The sequence below is a fragment of the Pseudomonas sp. RW409 genome, from assembly GCF_003184125.1.
GTDB lineage: Bacteria > Pseudomonadota > Gammaproteobacteria > Pseudomonadales > Pseudomonadaceae > Aquipseudomonas > Aquipseudomonas chlororaphis_I.
In genome coordinates, this window is the sequence record NZ_QHHP01000001.1 from 1 (window position 1) to 22,751 (window position 22,751).

General features: G+C 52.1%; 19 protein-coding genes, 2 tRNA genes and 1 pseudogene. 9 read left to right on the forward strand and 13 right to left on the reverse strand.

Annotated features, from left to right (window positions below):
• A pseudogene (locus DK261_RS00005) lies at positions 1 to 140 on the forward strand (IS3 family transposase); the annotation flags it as partial.
• Here the strand turns inward: DK261_RS00005 and DK261_RS00010 are convergent.
• From DK261_RS00010 to DK261_RS00040, 7 genes are all read right to left on the reverse strand, one after another.
• Positions 133 to 1,002: a radical SAM protein gene (locus DK261_RS00010; protein ID WP_177411697.1), complete on the reverse strand. Its 870-nt coding sequence runs from the start codon at positions 1,000 to 1,002 to the stop codon at positions 133 to 135. The pseudogene DK261_RS00005 and the gene DK261_RS00010 overlap by 8 nt on opposite strands.
• A gap of 536 nt (positions 1,003 to 1,538) precedes the next feature.
• Positions 1,539 to 2,777, reverse strand: a complete 1,239-nt coding sequence (locus DK261_RS00015; protein ID WP_124344737.1) for a hypothetical protein — start codon at positions 2,775 to 2,777, stop codon at positions 1,539 to 1,541.
• A 201-nt stretch (positions 2,778 to 2,978) separates the two neighbouring features.
• Positions 2,979 to 4,007: a hypothetical protein gene (locus DK261_RS33105; protein ID WP_172834874.1), complete on the reverse strand. Its 1,029-nt coding sequence runs from the start codon at positions 4,005 to 4,007 to the stop codon at positions 2,979 to 2,981.
• Positions 4,008 to 4,116: 109 nt separating this feature from the next.
• Positions 4,117 to 4,665 (reverse strand): 3'-5' exonuclease, encoded by a 549-nt coding sequence (locus tag DK261_RS00025; protein WP_081360877.1) that lies wholly within the window; start codon positions 4,663 to 4,665, stop codon positions 4,117 to 4,119.
• Between the two features lie 64 nt (positions 4,666 to 4,729).
• A complete protein-coding gene (locus DK261_RS00030) occupies positions 4,730 to 5,626 on the reverse strand; it encodes an ATP-binding protein (RefSeq protein WP_081360875.1) in 897 nt (298 codons plus the stop codon).
• Complete coding sequence (locus tag DK261_RS00035) at positions 5,626 to 6,114, reverse strand: hypothetical protein (protein ID WP_081360873.1); 489 nt, start codon at positions 6,112 to 6,114, stop codon at positions 5,626 to 5,628. Before DK261_RS00035 ends, DK261_RS00030 begins: the two co-directional genes overlap by 1 nt.
• Entirely contained in the window at positions 6,111 to 7,055 is a 945-nt protein-coding gene (locus tag DK261_RS00040; RefSeq protein WP_081360871.1) for a CBASS oligonucleotide cyclase, read from the reverse strand. The genes DK261_RS00035 and DK261_RS00040 overlap by 4 nt, the downstream gene beginning before the upstream one ends.
• Positions 7,056 to 7,400: 345 nt before the next feature.
• On the opposite strand from DK261_RS00040, the gene DK261_RS00045 reads away from it, so the two are divergent.
• From DK261_RS00045 to DK261_RS33110, 3 genes are all read left to right on the forward strand, one after another.
• Complete coding sequence (locus DK261_RS00045) at positions 7,401 to 8,219, forward strand: YafY family protein (protein WP_232000882.1); 819 nt, start codon at positions 7,401 to 7,403, stop codon at positions 8,217 to 8,219.
• A 50-nt stretch (positions 8,220 to 8,269) separates the two neighbouring features.
• On the forward strand, positions 8,270 to 9,796 hold the full coding sequence (locus DK261_RS00050) for a 5'-methylthioadenosine/S-adenosylhomocysteine nucleosidase (RefSeq protein WP_081360868.1): 1,527 nt from the start codon (positions 8,270 to 8,272) through the stop codon (positions 9,794 to 9,796).
• Positions 9,797 to 9,901: 105 nt separating this feature from the next.
• The gene (locus DK261_RS33110) at positions 9,902 to 10,981 is read left to right on the forward strand and encodes a hypothetical protein (protein WP_172834873.1); all 1,080 of its coding nucleotides are present in this window, start codon (positions 9,902 to 9,904) and stop codon (positions 10,979 to 10,981) included.
• Between the two features lie 214 nt (positions 10,982 to 11,195).
• Here DK261_RS33110 and DK261_RS00065 read toward each other — a convergent pair whose 3' ends face one another.
• The 4 genes from DK261_RS00065 to DK261_RS00080 form a co-directional block, all read right to left on the reverse strand.
• Positions 11,196 to 11,483: a hypothetical protein gene (locus tag DK261_RS00065; protein WP_095101388.1), complete on the reverse strand. Its 288-nt coding sequence runs from the start codon at positions 11,481 to 11,483 to the stop codon at positions 11,196 to 11,198.
• 116 nt (positions 11,484 to 11,599) lie between these two features.
• On the reverse strand, positions 11,600 to 12,556 hold the full coding sequence (locus DK261_RS00070) for a DUF2971 domain-containing protein (RefSeq protein ID WP_081360866.1): 957 nt from the start codon (positions 12,554 to 12,556) through the stop codon (positions 11,600 to 11,602).
• 526 nt (positions 12,557 to 13,082) lie between these two features.
• The gene (locus DK261_RS00075) at positions 13,083 to 14,405 is read right to left on the reverse strand and encodes an integrase arm-type DNA-binding domain-containing protein (protein WP_081360865.1); all 1,323 of its coding nucleotides are present in this window, start codon (positions 14,403 to 14,405) and stop codon (positions 13,083 to 13,085) included.
• A 172-nt stretch (positions 14,406 to 14,577) separates the two neighbouring features.
• Positions 14,578 to 14,664: transfer RNA gene (locus DK261_RS00080), tRNA-Leu, on the reverse strand.
• A gap of 1,516 nt (positions 14,665 to 16,180) precedes the next feature.
• Between DK261_RS00080 and DK261_RS00090 the strand changes: the two genes are divergently transcribed.
• The 5 genes from DK261_RS00090 (at position 16,181) to DK261_RS00115 (ending at position 21,780) form a co-directional block, all read left to right on the forward strand.
• Complete coding sequence (locus DK261_RS00090; protein ID WP_016703893.1) at positions 16,181 to 16,471, forward strand: hypothetical protein; 291 nt, start codon at positions 16,181 to 16,183, stop codon at positions 16,469 to 16,471.
• An 843-nt stretch (positions 16,472 to 17,314) separates the two neighbouring features.
• Positions 17,315 to 18,037 carry a molecular chaperone gene (locus DK261_RS00095; RefSeq protein ID WP_110175114.1) on the forward strand — a complete coding sequence of 241 codons (723 nt, stop codon included), beginning with the start codon at positions 17,315 to 17,317 and terminating at the stop codon, positions 18,035 to 18,037.
• Between the two features lie 202 nt (positions 18,038 to 18,239).
• On the forward strand, positions 18,240 to 19,169 hold the full coding sequence (locus tag DK261_RS00100; protein ID WP_110175115.1) for a fimbrial protein: 930 nt from the start codon (positions 18,240 to 18,242) through the stop codon (positions 19,167 to 19,169).
• A 361-nt stretch (positions 19,170 to 19,530) separates the two neighbouring features.
• On the forward strand, positions 19,531 to 20,457 hold the full coding sequence (locus tag DK261_RS00110; RefSeq protein ID WP_103331770.1) for a fimbrial protein: 927 nt from the start codon (positions 19,531 to 19,533) through the stop codon (positions 20,455 to 20,457).
• 384 nt (positions 20,458 to 20,841) lie between these two features.
• A complete protein-coding gene (locus DK261_RS00115; RefSeq protein WP_256587700.1) occupies positions 20,842 to 21,780 on the forward strand; it encodes a fimbrial protein in 939 nt (312 codons plus the stop codon).
• A gap of 401 nt (positions 21,781 to 22,181) precedes the next feature.
• Here the strand turns inward: DK261_RS00115 and DK261_RS00120 are convergent.
• Positions 22,182 to 22,255: transfer RNA gene (locus DK261_RS00120), tRNA-Cys, on the reverse strand.
• A gap of 237 nt (positions 22,256 to 22,492) precedes the next feature.
• The coding region (locus DK261_RS00125) for a transposase (RefSeq protein ID WP_146218500.1) at positions 22,493 to 22,751 on the reverse strand (259 nt) is incomplete at its 5' end.

A 22,751-nucleotide genomic window follows, 5' to 3' on the forward strand; every position in this document is an offset into this window, starting at 1 on the left:
TGACGGCTCAAGAAGCGCATCGAGACATCAGTCATTATCTGATGCATCGGTACAACTGGATTCGACCGCACCAGTTCAACGATGGGCTGGCCCCAGCTCAGGCCGAGAAAAAACTTAACGTCGTGTCCGGGATTAGTTGACCACTACACCGTTGTAATCGGGTTGCGCATGCGCAAAGGCGACTCCGCAAGAGGTTTTGTGGAAGATCGGTGTCACCTGATTCTGTTCCCCATACAATCTGAGCAACCTATGCTCATCTTCCAGCGGGAGTAGTTTTCGCCTTGCCGTCATTTTGTACGGTTCAGGGATTCCTTGGCTCTGGTAAAACTCGGCTATTTCCTTTCGATAGAACAGCCCGCTAAATACGGTCGCATGGGCATGGTTGGCCAGCGCCGCAGCCTTTGCAATGTGTTCTAACGAGTCGTTTAGCCCTGGAACGATTGGGCGCCAATACAACACCACTTTGTAATGCCTGGCATGGCGGAACAGCATCTTCAGGCTGTTGGCAGCGATCGAAGACTTGATGGGCTCGATCTTCGGATCATCAATTCCTGAGTATGTAACCAGCACTGTCAGCTTGATATTTCTGAGCGTATTGAAGCGCTCGCAATCCTCCTGAGATACACGCCATCGAGTGATCACAAGCACATTGTTGGTTAGCCCGGCCTCATCAAGCATACGCAGCAGATTATGGGTATGACTCTTGACCTCGGGGAGCATCGGGTCGGTAGCCCGGTTGAACAACTGAACGGGTGTGATATGAGGCTGGAAATACCGGTGAGTGATAAATCGCTGGAAGGCTTCTTCATCGCTCATCAATGCTTGCGGCGTGCGCTGATCGAAATTTCCATAGAGATGACGAACGCAGTAGCTGCAATCGAGTGGACAGCCGATGATGTGATTCAAGCTCAGCCCGCTTTTGCGGTAACCGACAGGATCTACAAGGTTCGGGTTGGCGTTTTTTAACTGCGTCGAGTCGATGATTCTGACCTGGGATCTCACTGCGATTCTCCTTGCTTGCCATCGGATCATCAGATGGAGTGAGCGCCCATTTAGGGTGCCTACCCGCCCATCCTTGGTAGGTAACAGTAATGGCCAGATGATAGCTTGATTCCTGAGCGCACGGGCAAGTCCGGCTCGTATAGCTGTGCCAATAGTTGCTCTATCCGCAGCCCCCCTTGCTCAAGCGCCATAGGATGTGATCCAAAACAATTGCGAGTCCAGCAAAAACACACTATGTTGTGGTCAGGCAAATTAAAAAACACCACATAACGTGGTTTCCATCTGATTCGCCTGCTGTCTACCGATGTATTTCGTAATATCCTTAACGCATGAAGGAGATTTCGTATGACAGATCGTCGCCCTATCAACAAAGACGTCAACGTTCCCAAGCCAGGCGGTGGTGAGCAGCCACGCTCTCGAAATCAAGATGGACAGATTCGAGATAAGCGGAGTGATGCGGGTAAACCCCGCAAGTGACGTGCAATAAAATTCAGCAGGGAGCGTACGCCCTCTGCTGACTTTGCCTCTCGACAGAATCACGCGATTTTCGCGCCTTTTGCGCTACTGATACCTTCGAGCACCGGTCGCATCACCTCGGCGGTGTAACGCGGTAGAGGCATCTTAAAGCTACCATCTGGGTCGTCTAGAATCAGGCTGTAAATGACCTCAGAAATCTGACAGATTTTAGACCCTTTCAATCGGTCATATTCGTACTGTTTCTCCTCCTCAGCCACACGCACGATGGCAGACGGGATCCAGTTACCAGCATGCGTGGCCCCCTTGAAAACTCCTTTCTCAAGCGATTTATCCGCTTGTTTAACAGCCTTCCAAATAATGCTAAATATGTTGCTGACAGAGCTAGAGGCAAGCAAAGGCCTCAAAACCTCGCGTGTTGCGCGCTCGGCCTTGAACTTTACCGATGCGTTCTCCACTCGGTAGTTCAGATACTCTATGAGTTCTTCTTCAGCAAGCTCATAGATTAGCTCTTTCAAAACAGGCTCAAGTTCAGCCTTATTTCTATCCAGGTCATAAGCGATTAGCATCTGAAGAGACTGAATATCTAAGGCTATGCCGTCAGCATCATCGCTGACATTAGGAACCCACCACAAAAAGTCATATCGTTCATATGTGCGATAAAAGTCTAGCGCATCAAACGATGTTTCCGGGGATACCAGGATGATACGCCTACTGAATAAATCTTTGATGCACCTATCTTGATACCCGGACGTAGGTGCCAACCGGCGATGCCATCGTTGAAGCTGTACAAATGATAAACACGTCACGTCAGTTGGGCCTGCCATCATAAGAGCAGCGAGCAAGATTACCTTTTCACGAAGCGTCAACCCCTCGTAGGGGACTCTGCAGTGCATACCGTCGCCATTGAGCTGGCCTAAGTATTCACTTACACAACCCCTACAACCACAGGTATCGTCCCGATATATCGCGTAAGTGTGATCGCACCTGGTGCACACTGGTCTATTCGCAGTTCTATTTCGGGCAGCACGCTTCTGAGTCGCATGGGCAGTGCAATGAGGACACGAAAGATCTTTACGTTCCAAATTAGGAAGGAGCGGTAAAAGTGAGTTTGCATTAGATTTGATGGAAAACTCATTTAATAGCTCGCTGACCTTTTCGCCTTGTAGATATCGTTGATAAATACTTTCAACTTGCTCGGCAGAGAGATGACCTAGTGGATCAGCAATTACCTCAGTCGTCTTGACGAAGGCGATTTCGCTAGTACCAGAGCTGAGCTCATCAAATTCTTCAGGTAACATATAATTTAAAAATCCTTTTTACGGAAGCTACTGGGCACGCACCTAGGGAATACCACGATTGTTTATTATTGCAACCCAGCGACGTCAAGTTTCGCCTTGAGAAGATCGAGAATAGCGCTTAATGTATCACCTGACCTCTAACCATCTTCCAAAATTCAGACCAACATTCAAAGGCCATGATTGCCAAATAGCTCGCTAAAACTACTTCTTCACCACAGCCTGCTCAACATCGCTATACTGCATAAGCGGATTCTTGGCATCACCAGTTTTTACCTGGCCATTATCCAATGTAAGAGAAAACCAGTGACGATGACCACTCTGCACTTGACTAGAAAATAGCGTCCAATACTCAGTCGAAATTTCTGCTTCCATGTGAAAGTTAACAGAGGCGATCTTGTAATTCTCTTTCAGCCTGCTCATACCCTCTCGCAGCCTCCCATACTCCTGTTCTCTACTCTTCTCCTGGCTCTTCGCACCAAAGTAATGGATAAGGCCATGTTCAAGCAACAGGCCTTCTTCTTTTTTCTGCACCTCATCAATCATCGAGTTACCTAAAATAAAATGAAGTGCATACGGGCTTTCTTTTGTAATTGAGAGAGCCTTGAACAAATTATAATAAACAAATACGTCTTTTTCTGCTGTAGAGATACCATACAGTGAGTCACTGTAGCCGCGGTGATCTCGTTTTAACGGGCGGCGAGCAGGATCGTCGGTGGAGCCGACGTATAGAACCTCCGTGTCAATTCCAAGATTTATGTTATGCATCATCAAAAACTCATGCACAGTGAACCCTGTTGCATAGGACTGACCAGGGCCCCAAAGCCCGATGAATCGACCTTCATCGAAAATTACTGGAAGCTGAACACCTATCAGCTCGGGCAAAGCTGGAAGTCGGACTTTCTTGGGCTTTCTTTTCGAACCCACCTCTAGGTGAATAATTACTTCTTTCTTAGTCCAGCTATACTCAGGGGCCTTCTTGGTACTAAACCGCACTTTATCTCTAGACGTGATGAAGTAGACAAAGCGCTTATCATTACATTCTTCGACTTCTTTTCGGTAGGCACGTAGCTGGTCTGAAATGCGTTTCTGGTAGTCAACACCGGCGGGTGGATTCACTAACAGATCAAACCAAAAAACCGTGTAGTCTGTCAGCTCAACATGCCAGTCCTTTTCAGCATTTTTGTAAACTGGATTATCTTTAATAAAACTCAAGTAGCCACGAGATCCCATTTCCCTTCCTTACACTCGTTGGAGGAGCCACACTCCACCCTCCCCGCCAGAGCAGAGTTAAGCTAGTTACAATTAATAAAACCAGGACAAACAAGATTGCGAAGGAGTTTTATTCCATAATTTTTTTACGGATCAGAGAAAACAATTCTGCCTGGTAAATAGCGTCATGCAAGGCATCGTGGTCGCCGGCACTTTCCGGATTAACCACCTTTGCTATTTCGCTAGATCGCGTCATCTTCCATGTGCAGTCTGAAGCACCAAAATACATCGACTTGATGTCCAGCGCGGCTATACCGAATGGATTTTCACCGAGAAATTGGTGAAAATAATAATTCACGAACCCCCAGTCAAAGGATGCATTGAATCCCACGAATACTACGGTTTCGCTATCGGAAGCCAATGAATCGATCCAGGTCTTGAAGCGAGACATTGCCTCTTTCGGCTCCAGACCTTCTGCACGAAGCTTCTCTAGCGAGAGACCCGTAACCTCCATTGCCTCCGGGACGAAGTCATCGGAAATGGGCTTGATATAGCAGGAAAACTGAGCGTCGACGTCTGAGACGACGCATGCCCCTATAGAAAGCATGCTGTATTTGCCAGGAATTGGGCCTGAAGCCTCAACGTCGACCGACACGAATATCTCTTTACCTGCCTTCATACATGCTCCGCTTGCATTGGAATGTTCTACGCGTGGGTAGCACCGCTACCATGGACAGCATGCGTCAGTTGTCTTCCATGACGGGAGACGGACGCATCGACAAAAGGGACTCAGTCAGATCCTTGAAGCTCAAGGCTCGATCTGGAAAAGCCTTGGCCATTGCTGATGGGTATAACCGAGTGCGAATATCGGAGTATGTCCAGGCGGGTTGATTTCCCCGCTCTCCCGTCGCAGCAGCCAACTCACCAAGTTGTTTATCCGAAAGCCCCATCCCCGCCAGATCCATGCTGAAGAGCGCTTTTCTCTCAGCAACGTCAGGGCGAGTGAACTCCTCAACGATGGCAGCACGTCGACGTAGAGCAGCGTCAAGCACCGACAACCGATTAGTGCAGAGGATCACCACAACACGACCACCGTATTTCCGTAGGTCATCGACACCTTGAATTAGCGTGTTCACTGCGACTTTGTCTTCGTGGTGACTCTGGCTTTGAGACCTGGAAGCAGCGATCGAATCCCCCTCGTCGATGATCAAGATTGCACGGCGGTTCTTGCCCGCGGCCTCTACCACCTCTGCCCAGGCTTGAGTCAACAGCGTTCCCATTTCACCGACCTTGCCGGAACCGCGCACCCGATTGCTCAGTTTGAACAATACGGAATCTTCAGTGCGCGACTCACGGACGATTCGGTTCGCAATGCACTCTGCTGTTGCTGTCTTGCCTGTCCCCACGTCACCGTGAAAAATTACAAGTGGATATTGGTCAGCTATCAGATTGCAGATGGGCAATACGCTTTTGTGATGAGTATTGCTCCACTCCTGCAATTGGCCTTGGTTGAGCAACAGGCGAAGCTGGTTGTGGATACGCTCATAGCGACTATCAAATCCAAGCAGCACGCCCTCACGCTCGGTTAGTTGCCGCTGCGGCAAGTCGATTGCGGCATCGAATACGCTGTTCTTAGTCATCAGGTGTAGTCCTTGCGTTGCATGCCGTAGCCATTGCTGGAGTATTCACGCCCACCGCTCTGTGTCAGCCGCGAGTGACTGATATCGTCGTTGCTCGTCGTCCAGGAGATCTTCATTCTCCCGGCCAATTTTTCTTGTGCTTGTTGATCGTAAGTGCTGTGGTGAGACAGTACGATTCGCAGATGGGGCCCAGCAACTTTCGGCCAGCGGGCATCGCCAGGACGATCGTTAGCTAGCGTCCCCGACTCATTGACGTAAAAACGAGTTGCCTTCTGTTCGACCCCGTGACTGAGGAGCGTGAGATCGACGTAATTTAGATAGCCGTTCTTGGCCAGCAGTTCGATGTCATTCCCCCATTCGCGAGCACGCTCTTCAGTGACAGCGCCACTGCTGGAAGCGATCATTACTAGGTCAGCGGTGATACGCCGAACCACCGCTTCGACATCCGTGGTGGTGAATGTTGTAGTCTGAGTGGAGCTCTGGGTCATGCTGCATCCTCCACCTTAAACGATCGACCGAACAACTCTTTCCAGATTTCGAAATCCCCTTCGACGGACGCAAAATTCGCTGTTTCCCAAGACGCATCAGCGATCCGAACAATTTCTTCGCGTTCAGCTTCAGTAATCCGGCTGGCCACGTTATTCGTGTCACATACGGGATCAAGAATCACGACTGGGTCGGTAAACTCGGAGATTGTTCGGTTCTCGGGAAATTTGATGACGTCCTGTAGGCCCGACTCGACGATGTAGAGGAGAAAATCTCGAAAGCGCTTTTCCAGAGAACCCTCTTTTCCGTTCACCTCCAGCACGTGAGCCATGATGAGTTCAATGTGAAAGGACTTAAGTGGGCACTCGGCCTTCGTACGCCAGCGCTTGGCCAGGCGCACAAGGGTGCGGAAGTCAGGATCTTGATCCTTGCGATCCTTCACGAATTTCACCTGGCACGGAGCGCAAGTCTCGGTCTTCGAGCCATCAACACGGTCAAACTGCCAGCCGTAACCCTCCTTGTTCGGGTTTTCAATGACTGGAACTATGTCGACGTCCAGCCCGGTACCAACGAAGGTGACGGTTGCGGCCTTGCGCTGGATTTCAAAGTCCTCAACAGCTTTATTCGGATACAGCTTGATCAGCGCCTCATAGATTTTTTGGCTCAGGCTAGAGAACGTTTCCTCATCTACCTTTTCGCCGCTGATGTAAAACACCACATCCACATCGACGGCGTCCTCAGAGGTCTTCCGAAGGATGGTGTGCTTGGCGAACGATCCGGCTTTCACCACACGTTTAATGGTGATCTTGTCCTGCTCCTTTAGGCTATCGCGCAACGCAGCAATCAGCCGATCGACCTGGGCGTTGTAGGTTTCACGCTTGTCCTTCGGCAAGCGCAAAACGTTACTGTCGTAGTACCTGACCTGCGTATTGGTAAGTGGCATCGGCCGCTCCTTCCTAGAAATGGTTGAGATAGTTGCAACAGCCTTCCTACCAGCAGCTACACCACATGCCGACGGATGAGTTGGCGGAACGATGCCTGCTTCATGCACACACCATTCAAACGGCTCGCTGTCAGTCGCCACCCTCCTAAAACGCACCAAATCGGTGGATCGCAGGGAGAAATTGCACCTAACAGGTTGCTAGCGTATGATTACTATACGCATATTTTTTAGATGCAGTCTAGTTTTTATACGCTATCGAGGTTCGACATGACAAACGATTCCAATCCCACGGACGAGCAACCCACTAAGGGGCGGCAAGGAGCACGTTGGGGCCAGGAGCGTCGCTTGGAATTCATCGACTATCGGTTGCGGTGGGATGGGCAAATCAATCGAAGCAATCTCACTGACTTCTTCGGCATCTCCGTGCCACAAGCTTCGCTGGATATAACCGAGTACACGAAGCTGGCCTCCAACAACATGGAGTACGACACGCGAGCGCGTGTTTACCGAGCGACGGAGGCATTCCAGCCGGTTTTCCAGTCCAGTGCTGTTGAGCGCTACCTCGAAGATCTGTTGCGCGTTGCTGTTCAACCCGATGTGCCTTACGGGAGCTTTTTAGGGTGGCAATCCCCCGTCGCAGGTGTTCCCAAGCTGGGACGTCGTCTGAACGCCGAGATCGTCGGTGAGATTCTGCGAGCCATTCGTGAGAATGGTTCAGTGGAAGTCACGTATCAGTCCATGACTGATCCCGAAGGGAGCGAACGCAAGCTGACCCCTCATGCGTTAGTGCATGACGGAAATCGCTGGCATGCACGAGCGTACTGCCATAAACGTAATGACTTCCGAGATTTCTCGCTGACACGTATTAAGCGTGCCCAATATGCAGGCCCGGATGATGAGCGGGCATCGATGGATACAGCTTGGAACAAGGTGGTCGACGTTGTTCTCACGGCTCACCCCAAGCTCAGCCCTGCTAAGCGTCGGCTGATCGAAAGTGACTATTCAATGGAAAAGGGAGAAATGCATCTGGAGTGCCGCCAAGCATTGCTGCTCTACCTGCTTTTCCAGCTCAACCTCACGGAGGATCAAGCTGTACAACGTCCCGAAGTCATTCAACTGGCACTCAAAAATAGGGATGAGATTTATGCCCTGCTACACCCATAACGATTAGAAGCCAGCCAACACTCACCACATCAGCTACTGGAATTGTCACGATGGCAAATCTTGAAAATGAATTCATTCTGATCGCAGGCAGCATCTCCAAGAAGACAGAGAAGGCCTCGATCGACCTCGCGCATGACTTCACTCGCGCGGTTACTAAGAGCGTCCTGGATGCACAGGGTGGCTTGGTCGTCTACTTGGCAGGCTGCCCCACCAATGAAGGTGGTGATGCGCTGACCTTCGATTGGACGGTGGCCTACGAGGCGGAAAAGCTGTTGGCTAGCTACACCCCTGCCCGCCAGTTGAAGATTGTGACCTCTAAGTTGGCCATGCAGGAAAAAATGACTCCAGAGCAGCGAATGTTCATCCGCCGGCTCTCGGCTGAAAATTTCGCGGAGATCATCTACCTCGAAGACGACGTGGTCACCGGCGGAAACATCGGTGATGAACAAGTGGAAGTTGCCACGGCGATGATTGCGCTGGGTGGCGGTAAAGGTGTTTCAGACCGAGCCCGCAAGATGCGCAAACGAAAGCTGCCCGTGCTGCCATTTGATTTGAACCTTGGTGGGTTCAGCGAGGACGGCCAAGGAGCGCTCGGCCTTCACGCAAACTTCTTCAAGGAGCCCCTGACGTTGTTTCCGTTCACGGGCGAGCAGATGAAAGGCCGACTGGACAGCATGTCTCTGCAGGAGCCGCTGCACAGCCTGGACAAGCTGGCAGATCTTTCCGTAGGAATGTTCCAAGATGAGATCGTGGCCAGGGAAGCGGCACGCTCTCCAGACCTTCTGGTCATCACGGCCATCGCCATTGAGCTGGCAGCTGCAAAGAAAATGTTCGGTGTTGGCGAAGATGTTCCAACGCGCTTCACCGCACATGGCGTCCACTATTGGCCCGTGACAATTCAACGACCTGACGGCCCACTTTCTTGCGTCATCGCTTCTCTCGGCAATGCTGGCAACGTCAATGCAACCGCCATCACAACGCTCCTGCTGTCGGAGCTGAAACCCAAAAAAGTTCTGATGATGGGGATCGCAGCGGGCCGGCGTAAAAAACTGAGCCTTGGTGAAGTCATCTTGTCCGAGCGCGTCGTGTACTACGAAGGGGCAGCAGCGCTTGCCGGTGGCAAGCTTGCAGCGCGACCGGAAATGCCTCGACCTGGGCTCTCTACCCAGCAAGATCTCAATGCTTACTTCGCAACCGCGTCCTTACCCGATCGTCTGCAAGACCATGCGAACAAGCTTGGCTTCGCGATGCCGGTAGCGTCCATAGCGGGTGAGGTTGCTACCCAGTTAAAAGTATCCCCTGCAACCATTGCTTCCGGCGAACTGCTAATTCGAGACCCGAAACTTTTCGAGAGTTTCCAAGGCATTCACGACAAAGCTGTGGTAGCTGAAATGGAGGCCTACGGGGTGTTCGACGCCTGCGACAAGCAGAACGTGCCTGTGATAGTCGTACGCGGCATCAGCGATTACGGTGACAAGACCAAGGACAACACTTTCCACAAGGTGGCTTCCGAGGCTGCTGCCATCGTGACCCTGGATTACGCCACCCACGGATGGAGCCGCAGACCGGCTATCTGAGCCATTGTCCCTTGTTAAGTTGAGCGCCCTTCGGCCAAGGGCGCTTTCACCATAAAGAGCAACCTGCTCCGGCGTAAGGGCCGGACTATGCAAGGAGACATGAACTTGACTGATGACGTCCGATCCGAAGACCAGCCACTTCCGCCCTGCTCCATCCCTGCATCTTGCCAAATATCATTTCGGGGCATACCTGAAGGTATTGAATGGCAGGAAAAATTCATCGCCACTGTTCGAAAGGTGGTTGAAGCCTCTGGTCGATACATGAACCTGTCCAATTTGGACGGCATCACGATTGGCCTCGACTACGACGACGCGCTTGCCTCTGTCGACTTGGGTTACGACTCAACGATTGCGAAGCAGTACACCAACCAGGATGGACTTGTGGGTGTTGGTAAGGCCCTCAGGGTTCGCCGGGATGGCGAGGTCAAAATGCACGTTGTGCTGAAGGGAAGCGTTTTGCTCGGTCTTGTTGAGCATGAACTCGAGACCGATGAGTTCTGGGCTGCAGCCAATTTCCTTGCCCATGAGCTTGGCCACGTGCAGACAGCAGGCTGGTTTGAAGCACACTCCCCGGGAATCATGCTGGAACCGCATCAAGGAGACTGGGCAACAAGCACACTGCGGGAAACAGCCCACATCATCTGGGAGGAATACGCAGCCTGCCGGCTTAGCGCGCTGGTCAGTCAGGGAACGCTTGTGACCGACAGTTACGTTCAGGGCCTAGAAACGTCTCTTGACGGTGCTGTAGACCGAGCACGTGCCTCGATCAAAGAATTTAGGACTCACGGCGACGTTGCTCGACTGTTGGTAGAAACCGGACGCGAGACAGCGATGCCACTCAAGATGGCGGCCTATCTCATGGGCCATCTTGAGGGTATTGACGAGGCTGTCGACCTTGAGGAACGCTGCGAAATGGCCAGCGATCTGACCCAGCACTTCGACGCGCTGTTAGGAGCACTGCGCGATGCTTGGGAATCAAGAGTTTCTTGGGATGGCCTTGCCAGCCTTGACCCAATTGTAGAAGTCATTGTGGATGCACTTCGGACGGCGGGAATCGAGGTTACCTTGACTGAGGTGCCGCCAGGCTCACGTGTAGACGTCCCGTATCGAGCGGAGACGCTGCCCAACGGCGAGGCGGATATGGCGATCATCCGAATGAGGCAAGCGCTCGGACTCGAACCGTAAATCCCGATCGAGTTTCACAAGCCGTGCGGTGTAGCGGCTCGTGAAGCTCTTGCCATCCCTCCCATTCAAACCCGTAGCCATCCCGGCTCGACGCCCACACCATTGCTTTTTCGCGGTAGCTGCTGGGGTACAGACATGATGAGTTTACTTAACCGAATCTGGAACTTGGCTTTCTCAGACAAGAGGCAGGAGTCCAGCAATAACTAAGCCACCCTCATTTTCGGCAGAAAATGAATGGGGGATGCGTAAATGGATTTCTCGCACTATTGTCCCGACCTTCCCACAGCCATTCCCCCACAAACGCCTGTGGGCCCGCGACGATAAGGGCATTTTCAGGATTTTTCACAGCTTCGCCCACCGGGCGCATTCCTCCCGGCATAAAGCCTACTAGGTTAGCGTCCGGCGTGTTCTCCACAAACAGCTTCCCTTCTTCTGTCAGGTAGCCCCGAAGGGTGCCTAGTCCTGTGTTTTTTACAACCAACGGTTCCCACTTCACGTCCATGCAAGTCTCCTGATTGTGATTTTCCGTGAATTGATGCGTAAGGGTCTCGCAGAGACCCCTTCAAAATTTAGAGACTAGGGACAATGGTGTCTACCAGGTACGTTGGCACCTTTCCTTCAACGATAGGAACACCAATCGTCCAGGCTAGTAAGCTCCGAGATCATCCGGTACTCGTGGGGTGCAAGCCTGACCCTGTAGACAGGGATGTCGATTTCACTACAGATCTTCAAGATCTTGAGCCCATCATGATCCGAGATTTTGGCCCCGAGATGAACGGCCTTCAGGGGCGCGGGGACATTGAATCCTTTGACTTCTCTATCGTCGTCTGGAACCACTAAACGCCACTCTCGCTCGTACTGCCAATCGACAGCCTTGCACAGAGAGGCGGCAATTCCATAAAGCTCGTTGTAGTTTTTCTCCCGGCGTTGAGCTCTGAGAATGTGCGTGATGTCGAACAGTTGATTTGAGTATGCGACGGGCCATAGAGTAAGGGTCGAAAGGTGATTTCGATGAAGGCCTGTGAAGTCGTACTCCATGGCGAATCCGGTGTGGTCAAGGCCATAGTGGCTCCACATCAGCACCGAATCCACACGTTCGCTCAGGCTGCAGATTTTGTAGCTGCTTTTGAGTTGGTCAATTAGCCATGGGAGCTGCCCAGCCTGGTGATTTGGCGCCAATACTCCGACTTCATGAAGCCAGTGCTTAACGTTCAGGGTGGGTGGCTCCTGAGCCGAAGCCAGTGCTATTGCAGCTGCGATGGGATCCTCGGATTTAAGCGTAGTGGCGATTTGATCTTCGCTAAAACCCAATTCGTCGAGTTTTTCCCAAGCGGCGAGCTTTCGGTAGTCAACCCAGAAAGCCGTGTCGTAGGGATCGTTGAATCCATTGGCTACGCTCAGATAGAGTGTTTTCTCAGCCAGATTCTTCAGCGCGAGCTTGCTGCAGGTTCTGATTTTGAACAGTCGATTGGGTGTGTGCAGGTACTTGTCGTTAATTAGCTTCGGGATGTCCATGTCACCGATAGTGGCCGAAGAAAAATTCTCAATCAGATCTCTTACCCAATCCCTATCCACACGAACTCCTTTGTCTACGCGGCTTGCTGAGGTGCGAGACGTTATCACATCTGGGTTACGCTTATTTGTCCCGTCGGTACCATGAGAAGGCCGTATTGTAGCCTTGAAATCAGGGGGGCCCAGCTCATCGCAAGCGCGTAGCCGCCACTCCCCCTCATAGTGGGTGGACACATTGAAAGCCAGCAAGTGCCGTATTAGTAGCTTTCATAAATCGCCATTCGCAGTCGCTCGCACACTCGACGCGACTGGGGGCAAAAATGGGGGCACAATGCACTTTTTTTGTTGTGAAACTACCGTCCTAGAGCTAAGTCAAAATGTTCTTCGGAGAGCAAGAGTTTGACTGTAAATAACAGATTCTAGACTCGCAGCGCTTTGTACGCGGAGCAAGAGCCATAGCTGGACTTACAGAGACAATCGGCAGTACCGGCGTCAGGGCTGGATGGTGGCGCATTCAACTCAAGCGCGTCATCCCAGGGCACTACACACGATCCGCTTGGTCACGTCGAAATTATCCGAAGTGAGGGCATCAATTGGCGAACGATCTTTTTGTCGCCAATCGAGTGACATTCTCGCCGGCCAGATTCGCAAACTCATGAGGCGTGACATGCTCCTGAAGATTCGCCGTAAGGTATCGGCTCCACCAGTTCATGATCAACCGACGCTCCTCAATGAACTCTGCCTTGTGAATGTAGGCAGCTCGAACGCTGTTGCGCTCTCTATGACTCATTTGCCTTTCGATGGCCGTCTCAGACCACAGACCTGACTCGATCAGTGCGCTACAGGCCATTGAGCGGAATCCGTGGCCACAAATGTCTGTCTTCGTGTCGTATCCCATGGTGCGCAACGCTTTGTTCACGGTGTTTTCTGACATCGGCTTCCAGGCCCTAGCATCACCGGCAAACACCAGGTCGAATGTGCCAGTGAGGGTGTGGATCTGTTCAAGCACGGCCACAACTTGCGGCGATAAAGGCACAAGATGAACATCGCCCGCCATTTTCGTCCCCCGTGTTGAATGGCGTACGTCCTCCAGCTCCGGCCGAGTATCCGGGATCTCCCATACGCCACGCTTGAGGTCGAACTCACACCAACGAGCGAAACGTAACTCACTCGAGCGAACAAACACGTGCAGCGAGAGCATGAGCGTTAGCCGGGTCAGCTCTCGGCCCTTGTAGGCATAGATTCGTGTCAGCAATTCAGGCAGGCGTGAAAGGGGCAATGCAGGCCGATGAGAGACTCGCGGCGCTTTGATCAAGCCCTGAAGATCGTACGCAGGGTTTATCGGAATAAGACGAAGGCGTTTTGCCTCACGCATAATACTTTGCAGGTATCTTTGTACCCTTAAGGCGACGTCAATCGTTCCACGTTTTCTGATCGCCTCCAAAGGTTGCATCAGATCATAAGTATCGAGATCAGCAATCGCGCGAGCACCGATAAACGGGAACACATAGTTATTCAGACGGTTGAACACATTTTTGGAATGGTCGGGTGTCCATCTGGCCGACATGTTCTTGTGCCAGTCCAACGCAACGCTTTCAAAGGTACGGCCGTTGACAGCATTTTCCGTTTTGGCTTTACGCTTGTTCTCAACGGGATCAATGCCGTCTGCGAGCATCCGCTTCGCATCTAAACGCTTCTGGCGCGCATCGGCAAGGCCAATCACCGGATAGCTGCCGAGGGAGGTCAACCCCTCCCGGCCGTCAGGCTTTACGTACCTGAGACGCCAGCCTTTACGGCCATTGGGTTGGATTAGGAGATAGAGACCGTCGCCGTCGAAAAGCTTGTAGGGACGGTCTGTTGGCTTGGCTAAACGGCAAGCAGCGTCGGTAAGCGGAGCAGTTGTGCGCGACATAAGGGTACTATCCTTAATCGAACCAAAGACTACCCCTAACTTTACCCTCTAAATGACTGGATTCGAGAAGAATGGGCAAGATTCCGACGGAATGCTAAAACGAAAAAACCCGCCAGAAGGCAGGTTTTTCAAGGCTTCCAAAGAACTCAAAAGCGCTCTGTGGAATGCAAGATGGTGCCCGAAGCCGGAATCGAACCGGCACGCCCTTACGAGCGGGGGATTTTAAGTCCCATGCGTCTACCAGTTTCGCCATTCGGGCGGTAGCGCGGTGCTGCAATCTGAAAGGCTTGAATTGCTTGAGCCGTTTCAGCGCCTTGCGGCAAGGGGGTGAAATATATACATCCCCTACCCTTGAAGCAAGTTCGTTGGCGTCAAATTCAAGACTGGATGTCGAGTACGGCCAAAAACAAAAAGGCGCCGTAAATCATCGATCTACAGCGCTATTTTTATAAGTGGGAGCAACTGCCAGAACCGAACCGGTGCAGATGGCGCCGCATTCCACTGATAAAACCAGATATTTCAATAGGTTACCACAGCAAAAACGGCGTAACCATCTGATTTTAAAAGGCTTGTAGCTGGGCGAACAGGCGAAGACAGATTTGCCCAGCCAGTGTAGGGATCGTGACGCCACTAACCCCATGGGCCAGCGAAGTCGAAGAGGCAGGCCAAAGGCCAAACTGCGAAGGCGCGATCAGCTAAACGCAAGGACAATAAAGAGACAGAGCCGCATCGCTCTTCCGGACTTTTCAACGAGGGATTATTCAAAGGTGCCACAAGATCACCAGGCGTAATGCCTGATAAATTGGCGCCCACCCTGACCAGCTGTTGGCCGTTCAGCATTCCATCGTAAACACACCTGGCCGGGCAAGCGCGACCACTCTATCCAGAGCGGTCGCGCATGTCTCGAAGACAATTCTGAAGAAACCTGAACGGCTTGAAGAAGCCTGGACGATAGTAGGCCGCCACCTGTGCCGTGGCGACGCCACCAGGCGAGAACGACTTGGTCAAGGGTGCCATGACGAAGCGGTTGTGCCTTGAGCACCCTGGTCGTGCTGGAAGGCTGCCTGGTGATCGGACGGGCCAGCGTATAGACAGAAGCATTCGAGGCGGGGCTGGCGATGCTGCTTATCCAACTCGGCGAACAGAGAGCGGCACTTTCCTTAACCACCAAGCCAGTCTCTTGAACAGGCAGCGATAGCGAGGCGGTGGATGGGACTCCATTGACTCGCACATGCGGCAGGAACCGTTGGCCAGGGCAAGACGGATCAGCCGCATGACCTTAGCGCTTTAAAACACAGCTGGAAGATGTGCCCAAGCGCAACGAGTGACCGCCGCCTCGGCGAGCAAGCGCATGTCATCTGTCAGGTTCGATAGCCAGACCTTCGCGCCGTTGGAGCACCTTTACCCCAGATTGAAAATCTCGATGCAGAACCCACATGAGCGAACATTGATAAAACAGCAAAAACAATTGACTCTGACACTAACTCTACCACTCGTCGGAACCGTCACTTCATAAAGGTGGAGGTACCTTGCTTTTACCTGTTTACAGGCTTGACTGTATTCCTATCTATGATCGAAGGAGGAAACGAAACATATCAGCTCAAGAAACCGACACAACTCTTGACACCGATATCAATCGTCTTTGCCATCAATACTCCACGACATCTTCAATGAGTTAACCTAACTACTGTTTTCTCGTAGCAGTGGCAAGTCTGCAATTTGATTTTGAATAGGGAGCCAACTCATGGAATGCACAATCAAAAAGGAATATGAACATGAGCATCACAGTCACAAACGGAGCAAGCGCAGTAGTTAACGTGGCAATCAGCACATGGGAGAAAGACGGCAGTGACGCTTACTACCCATTAGAGCAAGGCAGCGGTGACACCTGGAAACGTAGTGACCCAAGGGGTTACTTGATGGCCATACAGGATAAATCCCAAACAACTGAATACTACGTCTCCTGCAACAGTGCAATTGTCATCGAAGACAACCTCGTAAAGGATCACGGCCGAACTCTTAACCCAGTCGCTGCGGCCGGGAAGAAAAAAGTGGCAAATGCGTAATACCTAGCAGTAAGCGCATATATAAAATGGCCAGTATCGTACAAGATGCTGGCCATTCCCGTAAAAAAGTAAACCACTCATCCGACTAGCGACCACCAGACGCCCTCATATTTAGTTGAGTTCTTATGTCTCAATACACCTAGACGAAAGCACTTCACCACTTGCCTCTAGAAACTTCTTTGCGATAACGCCTGGTACGCAACAAAGCAATCGGCCCTTGATCACCATCGTCAGTAATTCTGATAGTTCGTTGAACATCCGGCCGGACACGCCAGGTGCGTGCAGCCCTATGAATCACTCCACTGACGCCGGAGACAGTAGGTACATTGGTGCAACGGGTTGGACCTACTCATCACGGGAAGACGGATAAGGGATTGCGCATTTTGCTGGAGATAGCAGGCAACAAAATAGCCCCGATGAACTCACCCAAGAGATTTCTGGGAGGACAAAGCACCACGGAACCCAGCCCCCATTAAAAGCGGTGGAACACCGGCTTCCCTCCAGCCAATAAAAAGCCCGCACCTTTGCGGCGCCATACAGGGTCGCTTCTCCAGGCTTATGTTCGGTCGAAAATGCCAGCTTCAGAGGGTTTGTTGAATATGACGTGCTGTAGAAGGCTCCGGCAAAGTCACCACGACTTTGCACTGGTATCCCAGTGCCCCTGGATAGGACCAGTAGCACTTTAAGAATCGCCTGATACCTGGAGAAATCCAACGCCACTAGTATGCCCGGGCACTTAGTCAGGACATGCGGCGAAAGTTCCACAACCCGTCGCACGGTTTTCTGAACACTCCACGAAGAAGAGGCGCCTTGATGTCTCTTTCAGTTGTCTCGAGAAACTTCATGAAAAAGCACCTTGCCGTAAGTGCGGCGCTTGCCGGATTTCTGTCGTTGTTTGCCATGCCCTCCCATGCTGGCATCTCATTGGGTGTAAACCGAGTGGTACTGGTTGCGCCGAAGAAGGAAGCGTCCGTTCTAATGCTGAACGATGAGTCGACCCCCTTCATGGTCCAGTCCTGGATCGAGCCCTTCAGCACCAGCACCGATCAGGACGTCCCCTTTGCCCTTACCCCTCCCCTGAAACGCCTGAACGGGAACGCACGCCAGCAGTTGCGTGTTCTGTATCAGGGCGCGGGGCTTCCGGCGGACAGGGAGTCGGTGTTCTGGTTGAGCGTGCAGGAAGTCCCCCAGAAGTCGCAGGATGAAAACATCCTGCAGATTGCCGTGCGCCAGCGCATCAAGTTGTTCTACCGGCCCGCCGACTTGCCAGGCGACGTTGGCCAGGCCCCATCCAGGTTGAAGTGGCGCATGGTGCCCAAGGATGGCAAGCCGGGCCTGGAAGTCAGGAATGACTCAGCGTTTCACATCTCTTTCGGCACGGTGAACCTCAAGAGCGGTTCGAACAACTATCCGATTCCCGCGGCAATGCTGCCCCCCTATTCAAGCCAGTCATTCGCGATCGAGGGGGCTTCTTCCCTGGCTCCAGCCGGAGCAACAAAGATCGAGTTCGAAAGCATCAACGACGATGGATTAGCGGTACAGCACTCAAGCAACATTTCCAGCTGAGCCTAGTTAAAGACCAGGACGCTTTGTTTGTTGCTTAACCCCACATCTAGTTACCGGCTGAATATCACTTATTAGTGACGTACACACTTCGCTAACGATCTGCAGCCTACAAAAGAATCATTTCCGAACGAATGGAGCCAAGGGAGCTCGAGAGCGACTCACCCACGAACCATATTCAAGGTCGATCAGAGAGAAACAGGCAATGAAGACCACAGCAAAAAAAAAGATCAGCGCCCTATTCATCTCGCCGCAACTCTGGGCAATAGCATTCATGGCCCTCGCCGTGTCACCGTCCGCGAGCGCTGAGGATGCATTTGGGATGGAACTGTCGATCCCGAAGAACACGGCCAGCGGAACCATACTGGCTCGGCACTACATCTATCCGATGCAGGTATGCCGCCAATCGAAGTGCACAATCAAGTATCTTCGCATCTACCCAAATGGCGAGGGCGGAGCCTCAACTTCACCAGTAATCACCACGAACGTCTCAGGCATATCGACTCGTTTGTTGATCAATGGAAGAGCCTTCGGAACTCAAGCGTTATCGCTCGAGACCAACCGGCCAATCGAAGTACAGCTACTCGGCGATGGTCGAGTAAATCTAGGCGGTTCCCTTGCAGGAAGCGCCCAGGTCTCACCGTACTACTACGAGCTCGATACAGTAGAGAGCAGCTACTCTCTTCGAATCTATCTGAAGGGCACTATCACCCCAATCGACGGTACCTGCTCGGTGCCGAGCCAGACGGTAAAGCTACCTAAAACCTTGATTCAGCGCCTGGAGCGCATCGGCTCGACAGCCGGCACCCAGAGTTTCCAGATACAGGTCAACAACTGCCCCAAGGGCTATAACCGGATTGGCTATACCCTTGACCCGGTTGGCGGCGTGATCGAGAACTCGCCAGGGGTGTTGCCGCTGGCTGGCGGTTCGACCGCGAGCGGCATAAAGATCCGGGTCGAAAACGCCCAGGGCACTCCAGCAACCATGGGGAGTTCGATAACGGTCGATGGATACAGCAAGGCGGCAGGTGGCTCGTTTGTCATTCCGATGCAGGCGTCCTACATCAGAACCGACACAGTCGCCACACCGGGAACGGTAAACGGTGCGATGACCGTGTTTATGGATTACCGGTAACCCTTTCCGCTCGCCATCCTGCTTGCCTCCTTCGAATCAACGACAGGAGGCTTCGCCAGTCGAGCACATGCCTGGCTAGCCAAGCCAATCATTCGCGATCGAGAGCGCTTCTTCCTTGGTTCCAGGCGGAACAACAAGGATCGAGTTCGAGAGCCTCAATGACGACGACGGAGCGCCTGTACAACACTCAGGCGATATATCCAGCTGAGCATAGTTAAAGATCAGAGCTCTTTGTTGGTTGCTTAACCCAGCATTTGTTATTGGCTGAGTACCACTTGTTAGTGACTTACACACTGCCCAGGGTGCGCAAAAACGATTCACCCACAAACTACATTCAAGGTCGATCAGAGAGAAACAGGCAATGAAGACCACAGCAAAAAAAATCAGTGCCCTGTTCGTCGCGCCACAACTTTGCGTAATAGTCCTTATGACCCTCGTCGTATCACCATCCGCGAAGGCAGCGGCTGTAACAGCATTTGGGCAGAATATTTCGACCCCGAAGAACACGGCCAGTGGCACCATACTGGCTCGACATTACTTTACTCCGTCGCAGGTATGCGGCAAATCTAAGTGCAGAGCCACAAGACTTGACACCTACCCAAAAGGTGGCGACAACAGCTCAACCTCAGCAGTAATCACCACGAACGTCTCGGGCATATCGACTCGCTTGTTGATCAATGGAAGTGCCTACGGAACTCAATCGTTATCGGTCGAGTTCAGCCAGCCCATCGAAGTGCAGTTGCTCAGCGACGGTCGAGAAAATCTGGGCGGCTCTCTTGCAGGCACCTCCCCCAATCCATCCTACTTCCAATTTTCAACATACGAGGGGGGGTTATTGGAAATCAGCCTGAGGGGCACCATCACCCCTATCGATGGCACCTGCTCGGTACCGAACCAGACGGTAAAGCTACCCACAACCGCGCTGCAACGCCTGGACAGCATCGGCTCGACAGCCGGCGCCCAGAGTTTCCAGATACAGGTCAACAACTGCCCCAAGGGCTATAACCGGATTGGCTATACCCTTGACCCGGTTGGCGGCGTGATCGCGAACTCGCCAGGGGTGTTGCCGCTGGCTGGCGGTTCGACCGCGAGCGGCATAAAGATCCGGGTCGAAAACGCCCAGGGCGCTCCAGCCACCCTGGGTACTTCAATAACGGTCGATGGATACAAAAAGGCGGCAGGTGGTTCATTTGCAATTCCGATGCAGGCGTCCTACATCAGAACCGACACAGTCACTACACCGGGAACGGTAAATGGCGCATTGAACGTGTTTATTGATTATCGGTAACCCTTTCCGCTCGCCATCCTGCTTGCCTCCTTCGAATCAACGACAGGAGGCTTCGCCAGTCGAGCACATGGTGTTATTTTTCGAATATAGGCTAGAAGCCCAACTCAACATTGACTTAGCGGCAAACTAAAATCAAACACATAAAAAACCAATCAATACAAATCAAGGCCCACTAAAAACCTTCACTCAGGGCAAACCATTAACTGTAGATAAATTCGTTGGCAGATTTAAGAATGGTCTGATGTTCGTGTCACTCTCATAAAATTATCATATTGTTTTTTCAGCCAAGAAGCCTGAAGCGAATCAATAAACCAAGTCAAAAAGCTTAGAAATAATCTGGCAAAAAGTGGCAAATCATCATTTTCTCAACACTCTGGAAACATCATGAAAAAGCACTTTCCAATGAAGTTTACAGCAAAGAAAATAACGCGCACTATCGTCGCACGGCGACTATGCACGGTAGCATTCATGGCCATCGCCACATCACCATCCGTTAAGGCGGACAGGTACAATGTGTACGCATTCGGACAGCAACTGTCGATTCCGCAAAACACCGCCAGCGGGCAAGTGTTGGCCCGGCATTACATCACGCCAATGCAGGTATGCGGCTCTCTGAGATGCTACGTCATAGGCGTGACTAATTATTCAGCTGGTGGAGCTCCACACTCAGGACCGATCATCAAAACAAACGTTTCAGGCATATCGACTCGCTTGCTGATCAATGGAAGCGTATTTTCATCAGCGACCTCGTTCACCCAACCGATCGAGGTGCAGTTGCTCAGTAATGAATACCCAAACTTAGGTGGCTCGCTTGCAGGCGCCGGGTCGGGGACTCTGCCCTATTACAAGATCTTTACGAAATACGGCGATACCTATATCTACATGACTGGAACAATTACGCCGATCGCCGGCACCTGCTCGGTGCCAAGTCAAACCGTCAAATTGCCCAGCACAATGCTGAACAAATTAGACCAGGTCGGTTCGACAGCCGGTACCAAGAATTTCCAGATTCAAGTCAACAACTGCCCGAAAGGGTACAACCGAATTGGCTACCTGCTTGAGCCGGTCGGCGGCGTAATCGAAAATGCGCCGGGTGTGTTACCGCTTACCGGCGGCTCAACCGCCAGTGGTGTGAAAATCCAGATCACCGATGACAAGGGTCAGCCAGCAACCATGGGGACCTCGATACAAGTGGACGGTTACAAAAAGGAAACCGGTGGTTCGCATGCGATTCCCATGCAAGCGTCCTACCTAAGGACTGGCGTCACGGCCACACCGGGAACGGTAAACGGGGCACTGAACGTTCTGCTGGACTATCAGTGATTCTTCACGGCTGCAATCTCGCAACATTCCCTAAGCGACGCAGCCATGGGAGGCCAGGGCTTCGAATTGATAAATGCCAATCGATAAAATGCTGCCGGCCCACTCGCACGCCAGCCCCGCTATTCAGGATCGACCATGCGCCGCCCATCAATTCCGCCGCTCTTTTATCAGCCTGCGGCAACGCGCGACCGGTCGCCAGCATCAGCAAACACCCGGTAGCAGCAGACGGGGCCGGCCTCTTCACCAAGGTGTTGCTTGAGCACAAAGCCTTGCAGGGCCCCCGATCACCAATCTGAGCGGCTTGAGAATGAGCACGGAAACGATTCCGAAAAAGGCGCCAACGATGTTTTTTCCAGCCAATAAAAAACCCCGCAGATCGTTGATCTACGGGGTTTTCAGTTTGGAGGCCGAGGTCGGAATCGAACCGGCGTAGGCGGATTTGCAATCCGCTGCATAACCATTTTGCTACTCGGCCAAACTTTCGATGCCTTACAACCGCATCAAAGGCATACAACTCTAAGCTGGAAGCCTGAACTTAATCTAACTTCCAACCCTTTGAATTCTAAGGGGTTTTTCGCGTTCCTGAATCAGGAATGGACGCAATTCTGGACTTGTTCGCAGGGCATGTCAAGGACAGAAATGAAATAATTCAATGCTTTACCGTCGGCAGTGGCGATGGCTGACAAGGCAGTACCCGGAAAATAAAGGTTCTTCACGGAATACCGGGAAAGACGCTCTTGATCTTCATGAAAAAGAATTCGCTATCCCGGTAACCGTACGCCATTCGTTTGATGACCTTTATTCGATTGTTTATTCCTTCCAACTGACCGGTGTGCATCGGCCAGCGAACGCGGCTGACGATGCCCCGCCAGTAACTCTTTAGCCGTTTGGCGAACTGGATCAGTGCCGGTATTTCGCTTTCATGAGCATGGCGCAACCATTGCTTCCAGGCCGATCTCCAGCTCCAAGCG